Annotated in this window: 14 protein-coding genes; 2 read left to right on the forward strand and 12 right to left on the reverse strand. The window is 64.8% G+C overall.

All coding sequences use genetic code 11. From position 1 onward, the window contains the following. Nucleotides 1-15 precede the first annotated feature (15 nt). Together AWB68_RS22550 and AWB68_RS22555 are read left to right on the forward strand one after the other, a co-directional pair. Nucleotides 16-732, forward strand: a complete 717-nt coding sequence (locus AWB68_RS22550) for an ABC transporter ATP-binding protein (RefSeq protein ID WP_087646564.1) — start codon at nucleotides 16-18, stop codon at nucleotides 730-732. Next, complete coding sequence (locus AWB68_RS22555) at nucleotides 729-1,529, forward strand: ABC transporter permease (protein WP_087646565.1); 801 nt, start codon at nucleotides 729-731, stop codon at nucleotides 1,527-1,529. Before AWB68_RS22550 ends, AWB68_RS22555 begins: the two co-directional genes overlap by 4 nt. A 110-nt stretch (nucleotides 1,530-1,639) precedes the next feature. Here the strand turns inward: AWB68_RS22555 and AWB68_RS22560 are convergent, their stop codons facing one another. From AWB68_RS22560 to AWB68_RS22615, 12 genes are all read right to left on the reverse strand, one after another. Continuing rightward, the gene (locus AWB68_RS22560) at nucleotides 1,640-2,113 is read right to left on the reverse strand and encodes a VOC family protein (protein ID WP_087646591.1); all 474 of its coding nucleotides are present in this window, start codon (nucleotides 2,111-2,113) and stop codon (nucleotides 1,640-1,642) included. 42 nt (nucleotides 2,114-2,155) lie between these two features. Beyond that, nucleotides 2,156-2,635, reverse strand: coding sequence for a VOC family protein (locus AWB68_RS22565; RefSeq protein ID WP_087646566.1), 480 nt, complete (start codon nucleotides 2,633-2,635; stop codon nucleotides 2,156-2,158). Between the two features lie 118 nt (nucleotides 2,636-2,753). Then, nucleotides 2,754-4,694, reverse strand: a complete 1,941-nt coding sequence (locus AWB68_RS22570) for a hybrid sensor histidine kinase/response regulator (protein ID WP_087646567.1) — start codon at nucleotides 4,692-4,694, stop codon at nucleotides 2,754-2,756. Between the two features lie 87 nt (nucleotides 4,695-4,781). Next, a complete protein-coding gene (locus AWB68_RS22575; RefSeq protein WP_087646568.1) occupies nucleotides 4,782-5,246 on the reverse strand; it encodes a response regulator in 465 nt (154 codons plus the stop codon). Beyond that, nucleotides 5,239-7,620 (reverse strand): ATP-binding protein, encoded by a 2,382-nt coding sequence (locus AWB68_RS22580; RefSeq protein ID WP_087646569.1) that lies wholly within the window; start codon nucleotides 7,618-7,620, stop codon nucleotides 5,239-5,241. Before AWB68_RS22580 ends, AWB68_RS22575 begins: the two co-directional genes overlap by 8 nt. Beyond that, nucleotides 7,617-8,225, reverse strand: a complete 609-nt coding sequence (locus tag AWB68_RS22585; RefSeq protein ID WP_087646570.1) for a biliverdin-producing heme oxygenase — start codon at nucleotides 8,223-8,225, stop codon at nucleotides 7,617-7,619. Before AWB68_RS22585 ends, AWB68_RS22580 begins: the two co-directional genes overlap by 4 nt. A 242-nt stretch (nucleotides 8,226-8,467) precedes the next feature. Then, nucleotides 8,468-8,764 (reverse strand): hypothetical protein, encoded by a 297-nt coding sequence (locus AWB68_RS22590; protein ID WP_087646571.1) that lies wholly within the window; start codon nucleotides 8,762-8,764, stop codon nucleotides 8,468-8,470. 157 nt (nucleotides 8,765-8,921) lie between these two features. Beyond that, a complete protein-coding gene (gene ligD / locus AWB68_RS22595) occupies nucleotides 8,922-11,672 on the reverse strand; it encodes a DNA ligase D (protein WP_087646572.1) in 2,751 nt (916 codons plus the stop codon). A gap of 96 nt (nucleotides 11,673-11,768) precedes the next feature. Further along, nucleotides 11,769-12,689, reverse strand: a complete 921-nt coding sequence (gene ku / locus AWB68_RS22600; RefSeq protein ID WP_087646573.1) for a non-homologous end joining protein Ku — start codon at nucleotides 12,687-12,689, stop codon at nucleotides 11,769-11,771. 554 nt (nucleotides 12,690-13,243) lie between these two features. After that, complete coding sequence (locus AWB68_RS22605; RefSeq protein ID WP_087646574.1) at nucleotides 13,244-13,633, reverse strand: type II toxin-antitoxin system VapC family toxin; 390 nt, start codon at nucleotides 13,631-13,633, stop codon at nucleotides 13,244-13,246. Continuing rightward, complete coding sequence (locus AWB68_RS22610; protein ID WP_087646575.1) at nucleotides 13,630-13,881, reverse strand: type II toxin-antitoxin system Phd/YefM family antitoxin; 252 nt, start codon at nucleotides 13,879-13,881, stop codon at nucleotides 13,630-13,632. Before AWB68_RS22610 ends, AWB68_RS22605 begins: the two co-directional genes overlap by 4 nt. Nucleotides 13,882-14,275: 394 nt before the next feature. Next, nucleotides 14,276-14,830, reverse strand: a complete 555-nt coding sequence (locus tag AWB68_RS22615; protein WP_087646576.1) for a DUF6013 family protein — start codon at nucleotides 14,828-14,830, stop codon at nucleotides 14,276-14,278. Nucleotides 14,831-14,944: the final 114 nt, after the last annotated feature.

Here is a 14,944-nt window from a genome sequence, read left to right on the forward strand (position 1 = left end):
CTTTTCATGATCCCGATGCCCGATTCTCTCGCAGCGTCCTCGTCGTCGCGGGTTGTGCATGCTGCACTCGTGGCCGCCTGCGCCATCGAGCGCCGCGATCCGGTGCGCCATGCGACGCTTCTGTTCCCCACCGATTTCACCCTGCACGAAGGCGAACGCGCCGTCATCACCGGCCCGTCGGGCTCGGGCAAAAGCGTGTTCCTGCGCACGCTGGCCCTGCTCGACCCCGTCGATGCCGGCCGCATCCTGTGGCGCGGCGCGGCGATCCCGCGCTCTGGCGTGCCGGCGTACCGGCGGCGCGTCGCGTATATCGCGCAACGGCCGGCGATGCTCGACGGCTCGGTCGAGGACAATCTGCGCTATCCGTTCGGGCTGAAGGTCTATCGCGACCTGCATTTCGATCGCGCGGCCGTGGCACGGCTCGCATCGGCGGCGAGTCGCGGCGAGGATTTTCTCGACAAGCGCGCGAGCGAGCTCTCGGGCGGCGAAGCGCAGATCGCGGCGTTGATCCGCGTGCTGCAACTCGCCCCCGACGTGCTGCTGCTCGACGAGCCGACCGCGTCGCTCGATCCAACCTCCGCGCGCGAAATCGAGGCGCTCGTCGAGGCGTGGTTCGCCGGGAACCAGGCGCGGGCGAGCATCTGGGTCTCGCACGACCCGGAGCAAGCGCGGCGCGTAGGCGAAAGGCAACTGACGATGGTCGCGGGCAGGCTCACCGAGGGCGCGCCATGAACGGTTATCAGAACCTGAGTCTCTTCGACATCGCGCTGTCGGCGGCGCTGATCGTCGTGAACGGCGCGCTGTCGGTCGCGCTGAAGCTCGACCTCGAACGCAAGCTCGCGTGGGCGGCGGTGCGCACGGTCGTCCAACTCCTGCTGATCGGCTACGTGCTCGGCTGGGTGTTCGCATTCGACCGCTGGTATGTGGTGCTGCCGCTGATGGTCGTGATGACGCTGATCGCGGGCGTCTCGGCATCGAATCGCGGACGGCGCACTTACGCCGGACAGCGCGCGGACAGCATCGCGTCGATCTGGGCGAGTAGCTGGGTCGTCGGGGCGTTCGGGCTGTTTGTCGTGATTCGCATCCATCCCTGGTACGAGCCGCAATATGCGATTCCGATTCTCGGGATGATCCTCGGCAATACGCTGACGGGCGTGTCGCTCGGGATCGAGCGGATGACCGAGGAACTGACCGCCGGGCGCGGCGCGGTGGAGATGTCGCTCGCGTTGGGCGCGACGCGTTGGGAAGCCGCGCAGGGACCCGCGCGGCAGGCCGTGCGGGCGGGCATGATTCCGACGCTCAACCAGATGGCGGTAGTCGGGCTCGTCAGCTTGCCGGGGATGATGACGGGGCAAGTGCTTGCCGGGCAGTCGCCGCTACAGGCGGTGCGGTATCAGATCGTGATCATGTTCCTGATCGCGGCGGCGTCGGCGCTGGGGACGGTCGGGGCGGTCGTGCTGACTTATCGGCGGCTGTTTTCGCCGGAGCATCGGTTCATGGCGGGGAAACTGGTGGAACGGGGGAAATAGCGCGGCTGCGCCGGTCGTCAAGGAAGTCCTCGACCGGCGCCAGCGAGCCACGCCATGGGCGAATTGGCCGACGCGGGCGACGCGTGGCATTCCTGCATCGCCCGCATCGGTCAGTCACCGTTATAAGCCCGCTCCAACCCCGCGATATCGAGCTTCACCATCGTCATCATCGCCCGCATGACCCGCGCCGATTTCACCGGGTCCGTGTCATGCAGCATCCTCGGAAGCGCGGTCGGCACGATCTGCCACGACACCCCGAAGCGGTCCGTCAACCATCCGCATTCCATCGGCGCGCCGCCTTCGAGGAGTTTCTCCCAGTACGAGTCGACCTCGGCCTGAGTCTCGCACTTCACGAAGTGCGAAGTCGCGGGCGAAAACGTAAAAGCCGACCCGCCGTTGAGCGCCAGAAACTCCACGCCGTCCAGTTCGAACGACACCAGCAGCACGCTTCCCTTCGGACCCGGTCCCGCGTCCCCGTGACGCAGCACCTCGACGATGCGCGAGTTGCGGAACACGCCGGTGTAGAAATTCGCGGCCTCCTCCGCCTGGCCGTTGAACCACAGGCACGTCGCGATCTTTTGCATGGAATCTCCTTTCGCAAGCTTCATTGACGACTCATTCGGGACTCACTGACCACTCATCGGCCCCATCTTCGCCATCGCTTCCTGCATCTCGGCGGGCGTGACGTCGCGCTTGTGCGTCGCAATCGACCAGCGATGCCCGAACGGGTCCTCGACCTGGCCGTAGCGATCGCCCCAGAACATGTCGGTGACGGGCATCGTCGCTTTGGCCCCGGCGGCGACGGCCTGCGCGAAGGCCGCATCGACGTCCTCGACGTAAAGATGGAGCGTGACGGGCGAGCCCTTCAGCGACGTCGGCCCGAGCGCGCCGCAGCCCGGCATTTCATCGACGAGCATCAGCGTCGAGTCGCCGATTTTCAGCGACGCGTGCATCAATTTGCCGCCCGGGGCGGGCAGACGGACCATTTCGACCGCGTTGAAAGCCTTCACGTAGAACGCGATGGCCTCGGCCGCTCCCGCGCAGACGAGATGCGGGGTCAGCGAGTGCATGCCTTCGGGAATGGGCTTGACGGCGGGTGTTGACATGACAGAGGCTCCTTTGGAGTAAAAATCCGACGAATCGGGACGCGCCCGGCCGGAATGGCAGGCGCCCCACCACTATGACGAGCGACCCGCCGCGCAATCGACACGCGCGGACAAAATTTCACTCGTCGGCCGGCTTCTGTGCGAGCGCATGGATCAGCGCTTCGAGCCGCGCAAAGTTGACGGGCTTGGTCAGATGATCGTTGAAGCCCGCGTCGTGGCAGCGCCGGATGTCCTCGTCCATGCCGTATCCGGTGATCGCGACCGAGGGCTTGCCCGGCTGCAATCCCTGCCACGCGCGCGCGATGTCCAATCCGCTGCCGTCCGGCAAGCCGATATCGCTCACGAGCAGGTCGAACGATTCGCCCTGGGCGAGCGCAAGCGCATCGGCGACCGTCGTTGCCACCGAGACCTTGTGCCCCAGCACTTCGAGCACCTCGGCCATCGCCGACGACGTGTACTCGTTGTCCTCGACGAGCAGCACGCCAAGCGCGCGCACGATGTCGCCCGGTTGGACCGTCGCGCGCGGCGAGCTCTCGGATTCCAGCTGGGCCTTCACGAGCGGCAGCGTCAGCGTGAAGCGCGCGCCCTTGTCGCGGCCCTCGCTTTGCGCCGTCAGCGTGCCGCCGTGCTTCTGCGCAAGCGTGCTGGCGATCGCGAGCCCCAGCCCGAGACCGCCGAACGCGCGCGTGATCGAATCGTCGGCCTGCTCGAACGCGGAGAAGATGCGCGGCAACGCCTCCGCGCTGATGCCGATGCCGCTGTCGGTCACCGACACCGCGATCGTCGACGCATCCGGGTTCCAGGTGCGCACTTCGATGCGCCCGTCGGCCGGCGTGAACTTGACCGCGTTCTTCATCAGGTTCCAGACGATCTGCTGCAACCGCGCGCCGTCGCCGAGCACGAGCGATGCGCCCGCCTCGAAGCGCGTGTCGAGCGTGAGCCCCTTCACGCGCAGGTCGGACACGGACATGTCGAGCGCGCTCGACATCAGCGTATCGAGCGCGACGGTCGTGAAATTCAGGCTCAGCTTGCCGCGCGCGATGCTCGTCAGGTCGAGCAGATCGTCGATCAGCCGCGCTTCCAGTTCGACGTTGCGGCGGATCAGGTCGAGCGTCGGATGGGCGCCCTCCGGCATCTGATGCTTCATCTCCAGAAGGCGCACCGCGGCGAGGATCGGCGTGAGCGGCGTGCGCAATTCGTGCGAGAGCACCGCGAGAAAATGGTCCTTCGCGCGGTTCGCCGTCTCGGCCTGCTCCTTCGCGAGACGCAGCGCGTCGGCGGCCATGTGGGCTTCGGTCGCGTCGCGGATGATCTTCGAGAAGCCGATCAGCTCGTGATTCTCCGCGCGGATCGCGGTCGTCACGCCCGAGGCGAAGAACGAATGGCCGTCCTTGCGCCAGAGCCAGCGGTCGTCGCTTGCGCTGCCTTCGCGCCGGGCCGTTGCGAGTTCGTCCTCGAACGCGCCTGCGTCGCGGTCTTCCGGGCTCAGGAACACGCTCGCCGACTGGCCGACCACGTCCTGCGCCGGATACCCCAGGATGCGCTCCGAGGCCGCGTTCCAGGTGCGGATGCGCCCTTCCGGATCAAGCGTGATGACGGCGTAGTCCTTGAGCGCATCGATGAGCAGGCGAAAGTGCGTCTCCGTTTCGCGCAGCACGCGTTCGACCGCGATACGCTGCTGGCGCTCCGTGCTTTCCCGCAGCGCGCGGCGCACGACGGCGGGCAGCCGTTGCAGGCGTTGCTTGAGCACGTAATCGGTGGCACCGCGCTTGAGCATCTCCACCGCGTGCTCCTCGCCGAGCAGCCCCGACACGAAGATGAACGGCGTATCGGGCGCGCGCTCGCTCGCGATCGTCAGCGCCTCGATGCCGGAGAAGCTCGGCATCACGAAGTCGGCGAGGATCACGTCGAAGCGCCGCGCCTCGATTTGCGCGACGAAATCGGCTTCGTTGTAGACGACCTGCGCCTCGACCGCATAGTCGGCGCGTTCCAGTTGGGCGAGCGTCAACTCCGCATCGAGCGCGTTGTCTTCGACGAGAAGCAGGTGCAAGGGCTGCATTTTTCTAGACGGCCTGACGGAGAAACGCGCTGGCGGCCGCGGGAACCGGTGAACGGGACGGCATCGGCATTTGCATCGGCATCGGCGTCATTCGTTGACCGGCGGACGCCGAAAACGCGTCGAACCCGGCGGCGGTTCGTTCAGCACAGCCCAGAATACGCCCAGATCGGCAATCGCCTCGACGAATTCGGAGAACTCGACGGGTTTCACCACGTACGCGTTCACGCCGAGCTCGTAGCTGCGCACGAGATCCTGCTCTTCCCGCGATGAAGTGAGCATCACGACCGGGACGCTCTTGAGCGGCGCGCTCGCACGGATCATCTCCAGCACTTCGAGGCCGTCGATCTTCGGCAGCTTCAGGTCGAGCAGGATCACGGCCGGATTGCCCGGCACGCGCTCGCTCCAGGCGCCCTGGCTCGTCAGGTAGTCGACGGCTTCCTGACCGTCGCGCGCGACGATCACTTCGTTCGCCAACTGGCTCTTGTCGAGCGCGACGAGCGTGAGTTCGAGGTCGTGCGGATTGTCTTCGACGAGAAGAATGGGTTTAAGCATGATCGGGTTTCGACGAATTGTCTGGGGCAGCCCGCGGCTTCTGCCGCGCGCCTGTTTCGGTCCTGAACACGAGTGGCAGCGAAAAATAGAACACGGCGCCCTCGTCGACGCGCCCTTCGGCCCAGGTCCGGCCGTCGTGCCGCTCGACGATGCGCCTGACGTTCGCGAGGCCGATGCCGGTGCCGTCGAATTCCTCGGCGCGATGCAGCCGCTGGAACACGCCGAAGAGCTTGCCGACATATTTCATGTCGAAGCCGACGCCGTTATCGCGCACGCCGATGATGTGTTCGGTCGCCGTCGTGTCCGCGAAAATCTCGATTTTGGCCGACTCGCGCGTGCGCGTGTATTTCACCGCGTTCGACACCAGGTTACGCAGCGCGAGTTGCAGGAACGTGGCGTCCGCCATCACGCTCGGCAACGCGCCGATCACCCACTCGACGTCACGTCCCGCCGTCTCCGGCCCGAACTCGCCGACGACCGAACTCACCAGTTGATTCAGATCGACCGCGCCGGGCCTGAGCGCCGCGCGGCCCATCTGCGAAAACGTCAGCAGGTCGTCGACGAGCGTGCCGGCAAAGCGCGCCGATTGCAGCATGTTGTTAAGAAAGCGCTGGCTGCGGTCCGACATGCGCTCGCCTTCCTGCTCGCGCAGCAGGTCGCCGTAGCCCGCGATATGGCGCAGCGGCGCGCGCAGGTCGTGCGAGACCGAATACGAAAAAGCTTCGAGTTCCTTGTTCGCGCGCGCGAGTTCGGTCGCGAGTTGCGCCATTTCCTCGGCGCGGCGCAGCACGATGTTGAGCATCGCCGCACGAAACTCGTTCGCGATCTCGATCTCGACAGCACGCCATGTCGCCGAATGGTCCCGTATGGTTTCGAGCCACGGGCTGAAGTCGGTGCGCGGCGCGTTCGCGCCGTCGGCCGCGCGCAGCTTGACCGGCTCGCCCGCCCACTCGATCGTGCGCATGACTTCGGGCCGGAACCACAGCAGGTAGTTGCGGAAGATCTGCGAGACCGGCACGGCCAGCACGCCGCACGCGGTATCGGCATGCTGCGCGGCGCGCGGCCAGACTTTCGGCAGGGTGTCGGTGGCATAGACGCCCGACGTGCTCCCCGCGAGCCATTGCGCGAGCGCGCGGACGGTGTCCTCGTCGGGCGTGGCGCCGATCAGCGTGACCTTGTCGTCGACGACGATCGCCGCGCCCCCCGACGACGCGAAACACAGCATGTCGTCCGGCGCCGCCCCCAGAGCGACGACGAAGTTTTCATGCTCGCCCATCGTGCCGATGAGGCGCGCCATCGTGCGGCGCAGGGTCTGCAGATAGTTGCTCTCCGCGCGCTCTTCCTTGGCCTCGATCTGCAGCGACAAGATATTGCCGAGATGCTCGACCGCCATGCGCACTTCGAACGGCACGAGGCGCGGGTCGTGATCGTGGCACGAGATCAGGCCCCACAGTTGCCCGCGCACGACGATCGACACCGACATCGACGCATGCGTGCCCATGTTGCGCATGTATTCGAGATGCACCGGCGAGAAGCTGCGCAGCGTCGCGTAGGTGAGATCGGTCGGGCGGCCGGTGACGGGGTTGACCGGCGGCACGAGGCGTGCGGGTTGATAGTCGACATTGGCGACGAGGCGGATGCGGTTGCGCAGATACAGCGCGCGCGCCTGGCGCGGGATGTCGGAGGCCGGAAAGAACTGGTTCAGGAACGACGCGTAATGCTCGTCGCGGTCTTCGGCGAGCACGTGGCTTCGGCCTTCCTCGTCGAAGCGGTACAGCATCACGCGGCCAAAGCCGGTGATCGCGCGCACTTCATGCACCGCGAGACGCGCGAGTTCATCGACGGTCGCGACGTCCTGCAGGCTGCGCGTGAAGGTGCGCGCGAGCGGGTACATCGAGGCGAACGTATCGCCGGTCCGATGGCTCGCCACTTCCAGTTCGACGATCAGGTTGTCGTCATGGCGATGGATCGTGATGTCGAATTGCTCGGGGCCTGCGGTTGCGCTTTCATGCAGCGGATTGCCGGCCACGCCAAGATAAAGCGGCGCCTGATCGAGTTTCGCGGTGGCAACGGCGTGCGCGACGCGCTCCGCCGCCGGCACGCCGAGCAACGCGCTCAACGGCTTTCCGAGCAGCGTCTCGACGGGCTCGCCGATCAGCGTCGCGAGGTTATCGCTCGCCTGCAGGATGCCAAGGTCGTCGGACACCGACAGCAGATAACCGTGTGGCTGGATGCCGCCGGGAATGTGGATCGGCTCGGCGTCGCAATCGCGGTTCGCGACGCCCGATTCAAGCGTACGGCGGCGCGCTTCCTCATCGGGCGAAGACGGGTACGCGCGTGCACCGCTCGTTGGTGCAGCCGGATCCGCACTCATGCGGTCACTCCCGACTCGACCCGCACGCCCGCAAGCCACGCATGCAGGCCATCGAAGGTCGCGATGGCAGCGGCGACCGCGTCGTCGTACTGGTCGGCGGGAACGGTCGCCGTGGCCGTCTCGCGAAACGCGTTCCACATGCTGCCCGTGCGCGGGCCGTAAGCATCGAAATACGCGTTGCCGCGTCCGTTCGCGAGATCGAAGAGGCGCGCGACGTGCGGCGCGATGAAGCGGCCGCCGAGCGTCGAGCCTTCCATCACGTACATCGAGCCGAACACGCGTGCGGTCGAGTCGAGGGCTGGAAGTCGGGCGTCGGCATCGGCGAGCGGCACCGTCGCGGCGTGGCCGGCATCGCCCGTCAGCACATCGAGATCGGCGGCGAGAAGCGCGGCCTTGCGGCGTGCATCGAAGAAAGCATGCAGATGCGCGGGCAGATGCGCACGCGCCGCGCTCTCCCATGCGGCCACGTAGCCGAAGAACCGTTCGAGCAGCGCGACGTACGCTTCGCGCGACCAGTCGTCGCGCATCAGGTCGAGTGCGTTCTCGAGCCGCGTGTGACATGGGGCGGTTTCGTGCTTCAGGCGAGTCAACAGGTCGTATTGCATGGTTCCGTTTGGATTCGATTTCGGGTCGGCGCGTGCGCGGCGTGACTTTCTTGACGCGCCAATCGATGTGACTCGCGGGACTTTCGAGAGATTCCCCGTCGGTATCGCTTACTGGCTCCGCGCTTCCTGTAGCGCGCGGCGGCGGTAGAAATGTCGGCTTCGCGCGCCTCTTCGTTACGCGATGCGGAATGCCGCTTCGTGGCGAATCATTCTACGCAACGCTGGAACGCTTCGCCACGCGCTCAATGCTTGCCCTCGCCCTCGCTGTTCACGTTCGCGTGTTCGTCGCGTTGCGTGCGCTTCTGGTACTCGTCGCCGCCGCGCCGGTCGGTATCGACGAGCCCGCGTTCGATATCGCGATGCGCCTGCTCGCCCACTTCGCGCGTGCCTTCCTCGTGCTGCGACTCGGGACGCTGATCCGTTTCGTGCGGAAGCGGTGCGTCCGGGGCGTCGTCGCGAGCTTGCTGGCGAGCGTTCCCGCTTTCGAGTTCGCGACCTCGGTCGGTCGGGCCTGCGGGTTCAGTTGTCGATTGCTTCATTTGAGTCTCCTGTCGGCCAGAGTTAGCGCTTTAGCGCTAACTGTGGTCCCATGCGCTTACTCTGGCCCCATGCAATTTGCGGTCGGCCAAAGTTGGCGGTGTACTTGCGCTTGCTCTGGCACGTGCAACTTGGTGCTGTCTTGTTCCAGGGAATAGGTCACATCCCCAGACGCTTTTTCATCGCTACGGTCAGGCGCTGGCGCTTCTTGCCGTAACCGGCCCACGGGTCCGCGCCGAGCGAGTCGAGCCGTTCGCGCACATTGCCGATGTTCCATTGATCGCCGCTTTTCACTTCGTCGAGTTCGTCCCAGTCGAGCGTCACCGACGCGCCCATGCCCGGCCGCGCGCGCAGCGAGAACGCGGCAACCGTGCTGGAGCCGCGGTTGTTGCGCAGATAGTCGATGAAGATTTTGCCCTGGCGATTTTGCATGCCCATCTTCGCGGAGAAGAGCTTGGGCAACGTGTTCGCCATGTGTTGCGCGACGGCCTGCGAGAAGCCCTTCACCTCGTCCCATGGCGCCTGCTTAGCGATCGGCACGACGACGTGAAAGCCCTTGCCGCCGCTCGTCTTGCAGAACGCCTCGAGGCCGAGTTCCTTGAGCAGTTCCCTCGTCAGCCGTGCCGCTTCAATCATGCGGTTCCAGCCGACGCCTTCGCCCGGGTCGAGATCGAACACCATGCGGTCGGGCTTCTCGATATCCGATGCGAGCGCGTTCCAGGTATGCAACTCGACCGTGCCCATCTGCGCGGTGCCGACGAGCGCTTCGACCGATTCAATCGTCAGGAGCGGCGGATGGCCGGGATCGATGCCGGGATGTTGCTTGATGTGCGGGATCGCGAGCTTCGCGCTGTGCTTCTGGAAGAACAGTTCGCCGCCGATGTCCTCGGGCGCGCGCACGAGCGACACCGGCCGATCCTTCAAGTGCGGCAGCATCCAGTCGGCGACCGACTCGTAGTAGTTCACGAGATCGATCTTGCGGATGCCCGTCGACTTGTCGATCACGCGCTCGGGATGGCTGATCTTCACGCCGGCGACCGTGCTTGTTTCCTTCGCCTTCTTCGCGGCGGTTTTGGTAGCGGTTTTGGTCGCCGCTTTGGCTGCCGACTTCTTCGCCGGCTTCGAAGCCTTCCCTTCTTCCTCCGCCTCGACGCTCTCCACCGGCTTCGGCTCTTCCTTGACGATCTGCCGCGCCGGCTTATCGTCACGCAGGCTCACGAACGATGCTTGCCGCACGATGCGCTCCTTGGTCCATTCAGCGAAATTGCACTCCGCGACGAGTTCCGGTTTCACCCAGTGCACCGGCGTGCGGCTGCGTTCGATCGGCTCGCGCGCGAACGGCATCTTGCTTGTCTCGCGCTTGTCGAGTTGCTTCCAGATGCCGGCGAGCGTCGACTGGTCGAAGCCGGTGCCCACGCGCCCCGCGTACTGGAGCTTGCCGTCGGCGTCGTACACGCCGAGCAGCAATGCGCCGAAATGTGCTCGGCTGCCCGCCGGCTCGGAATAGCCGCCGATCACGAACTCCTGGCGCCGACGGCACTTGAGCTTGATCCACGCGCTGCTGCGCCCCGAGACATACGTGCTGTCCACGCGCTTCCCGATGATCCCTTCGAGCGCCATGTCGCAAGCGCTTTTCAGCAGATCGTCGGCCTTGAACGCAAAGTGTTCGGAGAAGCGCAGCGTCGGATCGCCGACGCGTTCGAGCAGCGCCTGAAGGATCGCGCGACGCTGCACGAGCGGCACGTGGCGCAGGTCGTAGCCATTCAGGAACGGCACGTCGAACCAGTAGACGACGATATCCTGCGGACGTCCCGCATCGAACGCGTTTTGCAGCGCCTGGAAATCCGGCAAGCCGCGATCGTCGAGCACCACGGCTTCGCCGTCGAGCCATGCGCTGTCGATCTCGAGTTGCCCGAGCGCCTTCACCTGCTTGCTGAACTTCGTGGTCCAGTCGTTGCCGTTGCGCGTCCAGACCTGCACCGCGTTCGATGACGACGCCCGGTCGATCCGGGCCAGCACGCGGTAGCCATCGAACTTGATTTCGTAGGCCCAGTCGCCGCTCGTTGGCGCGGCATCGACGAGCGTGGCGAGTTGCGGCTTGAACGTCGCGGGAAGCTTCGCCTTGAGCGCACCTTCGATCGACGGTTCATGCGCCAGCTCGCGCAGCGACTCGGTATTGCGATTCGCGACGATGTCGGGACGCGCGCTCTTGTCCGCTTGCTTCGCCGGGGCCTTCGCGGTTTTCCGCGCGCCTGCCTTGCGTTCGGGGCGCTCGATCAACTGGCCTTTCTGGTTGCGCGCACCGAGCGAATCGGTCAGCACGCTGCCGGGCTGCTTCAGCAGGATGTCGTAGTCGGCTTCGTTGCGCGCGTCTTCGTCGCGTTCCTTGATGAGGAGCCACTGTTCCTTGTCGCCCGAGCCGCGCATGTGACTGCGCACGAGCGTCCAGCCGCCGTGCAGCTTCTCGCCGTCGAGCCGGAATTTGAGCTTGCCCGCCGCATAAGCCTCCGACGCTTCGGCGATGCTGCCCGTCTGCGGCTCCCAGGTCCCGCGATCCCACACGATCACGCTGCCCGCGCCGTAGTTGCCCTCGGGAATCTCGCCTTCGAACGAACCGTAGTCGAGCGGATGATCCTCGACATGCACGGCCAGGCGCTTGACCGACGGGTCGAGGCTCGGACCCTTGGGAACCGCCCACGATTTCAGCGTGCCGTCGAGTTCGAGGCGGAAGTCGTAGTGCAGACGCCGCGCGTCATGTTCCTGGATCACGAATGAGAGCGCATGGTCCGCCTGCTTCGATGACGGCTTGCGCTTCGCGCTCGCGGTCTTCTTCGCCGCGACCTTGCCCGACGGCTCGGGCGTCTCGTTGAAACGGCGCATCCGCTGGTAGGTTTCGAGTTTTTCGGCCATCGTCGGGATCGGCTCCGTGAGTCACGTGGTGTTCTTCGCGATTCCCTTTTGCTTCGCGCGCTTCATACCCCGGTTCATATCCGCGTCATGCCCGCTTCATGCCCGCTTGCGACGCGTCGTTTTCCGGGCGGGACGCGCGGGCGCCGGGGCCGCTTCCTGCGCCTCTTCTTCCGCATCGTCTTCGGCTTCATCGGCAGCGGCGCCGCGCTTCGCTGCCGGCTTGCCCTTCTTCAGGCTGCGCTTGAGCAGTTCCGACAAGTCCAGGATCTCCGCCGACGACTTGCCCTCGCCGGACTCCTCGACCTCCGCGACTTCGGCCGTCTTGCCCTCCTTCACCTTCTTCTCGACGAGCGCCATGATGTCTTCGCGGAACGTGTCGTGATACTTGGCCGGGTCCCACGTGTCGCTCATGTCTTCGATGAGGCGCTTCGCCATCTCCAGTTCCTTGGGCGTGACGCCCGCTTTCTTGGTGTCTTCGGCGGGGAACTTGAATTCATCGAAGTCGCGGACTTCGTCGGCCCAGCGCAGCGTGTTGAGCGCGAGCGCCGGACCCACCGGAATCAGCGCCGCGAGATGCTGCTTGTTGTGCAAGACGACGCTCGCGATGCCGATCTTGCCGGTGTCCTTCAGTGCGTCGCGCAAGAGGGCGTAGACCTTTTCGCCCTTGCGGTCGGGCGCGAGATAGTACGGCGTGTCGAGCGAAAGGAACGAGATTTCGGGCGCCTCGATGAAGGCGAGGATATCGACTGTCTGCGTCGATTCGGGATTGGCCGAGCGGATCTCGGCATCGGTCATCACGACGTACTTGCCCTTCTGGTATTCGAAGCCGCGCACGATGTTGTCGCGCGTGACTTCCTTGCCCGTGTTCTTGTTGATCTGCTTGTAGCCGATGGGGTCCATCGACCGCTTGTCGAGCAGATTGAAGCCGACCTTCTCCGACTGCGTCGCCGGATAGAGTTGCACGGGCACGTGGACCAGCCCGAAGCTGATCGCGCCTTTCCAGATCATGTGCGGCATCGCGATTCCTCGCTCGAACCTGAGTCGGTGCGCGTTGGGTTTTGGGAAGTCGCAGGCCGGCGCTGTGCGGCGGCCGGAGCGTATCGGAAGGCAGCAGAAAACGTGCCAGAGGGGTTGTGGCGGTGGCGCGGCAAAAGCGGCGGTTTCGTGTCCGCCAGGTGCCGGTAACGATTGCCGTGCGGTGGGATTTTTGGCCGATGCAGGCGCGCATCAACGCCGCTAGGCTGATTGGGTCCTGCCAGAAGTCGACGACGCGTGTGACGTGCGAATATGTCATTGAGATACACTATTCATCAGATCAATGACGGAGCATGTGTATGGGCATCAAGATGGGTGTTGCGCTGGACAGTGCCGGGCGGGAATGGCACGCCGACACTTACGTCAAGGGGCAGGGACTGGAGCCACTTCGATGTGAACGCTGTCCGACACCGGTAGCTCACCAGGCCGCCCATACGCGGGAACGCGATGATCGCTCGATCTACGTTCCAGCATATTTCAGATAGATAAGCGCACTCCCCCTGCAGAGATTGTTTCCGGTTTACTCGTCAGCGGAGCTAAACGTACCGGACCGGAGCAAAGTCGTATCGCTTGATCTGCTCATCATGGGTCAGCAGCACAATGCCTTCTGACATCGCCTGACCGACGAGTAGCCGGTCAAACGGATCTTTGTGGAGCGGCGGAAGGGCCGCAACTTCGAACGCGTGTTGCGCTTCAATGGATAGTTCTTCGTAGCCAGCGTCGAGCAGGTTTCTGCGAAAAACGCGCGCGTCGACCTGGAAATCGTCACGTCCCAGCGCGCTCTTGATCACGATTTCCCACAGGCTCGCGACGCTGAAGTAAAGAGTGTTTTCGGTGTCCTCGATGGCCGTGCGCGCTTCGCCGGGCAAGGCAGGATCGTCGGCAGCCGCCCAGACCAGCAGATGGGTGTCGAGCAGCAGTTTCACGTCGCCTTGCCCTCGAACATGCCGGCGATTTCGTCTGCGCCCATGGTGTCAAAGTCAGCCGGAACCTTGATCTGCCCCTTCATAAAGCCAATCCGCCGTGGTGATTTTCCAACTTCCACATCAATGCGCACGACCTTGACCAGCGGCTTGCCAGCCTTGGCGATCACGAACGGCTCGCCGCCATTCACGGTTTCCTCAATGAGCCGCGACAGATTGGTCTTGGCATCATGGATGTTGTAGACCTGCATGATTGCACCAATAAACTTAGTTCACTGGACTTAGTTTACCCGGGAAGCCACCGTCCCGCAATCGCCGCGCGGAAAACCCTCCGCACCATATGACCACTGCCAGCAGGGCTTGCGGCCGGTCCACCACATGCTGAAGGCAGGGCGACCGGATCCGTGAAGAATCAGGCACCTAGCATTACGCCCCATCTAGTTATCCGCAAGGCTGCCCACAGAAAGGGGATAACCCGATCCGTCATTGTTGCATTCGCTCCCCCGTGTCCTGCCTGACCTGGATTGCGTGAAGGAGCCGACCGGGCGAAACTCAAAGATGGGGATGAAATCGACAGTTAGTTGCGTTAGCGACTTCAAATGCAGCCATATCGAATCCGCCTCGGCGGGTCCGAAGGCAAGCGGGTTATTTCCGGCTGGCGCTGACTGTGAGCTGCGTCCCGTCGTTCAAGGTGACGGTCTTGGTACTGCCGGTCGTCGGCATCGTGAAACGCACGATCTGGCTCAGGCGATTCTCGACCGGGCATTGCAGCGCCTTGCCGCTCACCATCACCTTGTTCGTGCCCTTCGGCGCGCGCGCCTGGAAACTGAGCTGGACGTTCGCCGAACCGTTGTCCGCGACCACCGCGGCAAAGCGGATCTGCACCTGCCGGACCGCCTTCCCTTCCGCGTTGCGCGCGAGCCCCGCCGCGTTGGGGCAATCGTCGGGCACCGCCTGCGCGCCGCCTGGCGCCGCGCTCTGCCAGGTGAAGTCGTCGGTCTGGCCCGAGCGAATCGTGCGTGTTTCCTGCTCGTTGCCGAACGTCTTCGACGTCATCTTCACCGTGTACTTGATCGGCCCGTCATTGGCGGCCTCTTCCTGAACCTTGATGCCCGGCGTCGCATGGACCGCCGATGCAACCAGGAATGCGAGCGCCGCGAAACCGGCTCGAGAGCGACAAACGTTCAGACGACGATTCATGCCGGCACCTCCGAAGTGGGTCGTCACGCGAGCCGAGGCGGACGCGGGAGGCGCGCGCGTGGAGTCGCGTGAGGCGGTTCAGTCTAGCGCGGCGCACGCCGGACGGCCCTAGGG

The sequence above is a fragment of the Caballeronia choica genome, assembly GCF_001544535.1.
Classification (GTDB): Bacteria; Pseudomonadota; Gammaproteobacteria; order Burkholderiales; family Burkholderiaceae; genus Caballeronia; species Caballeronia choica.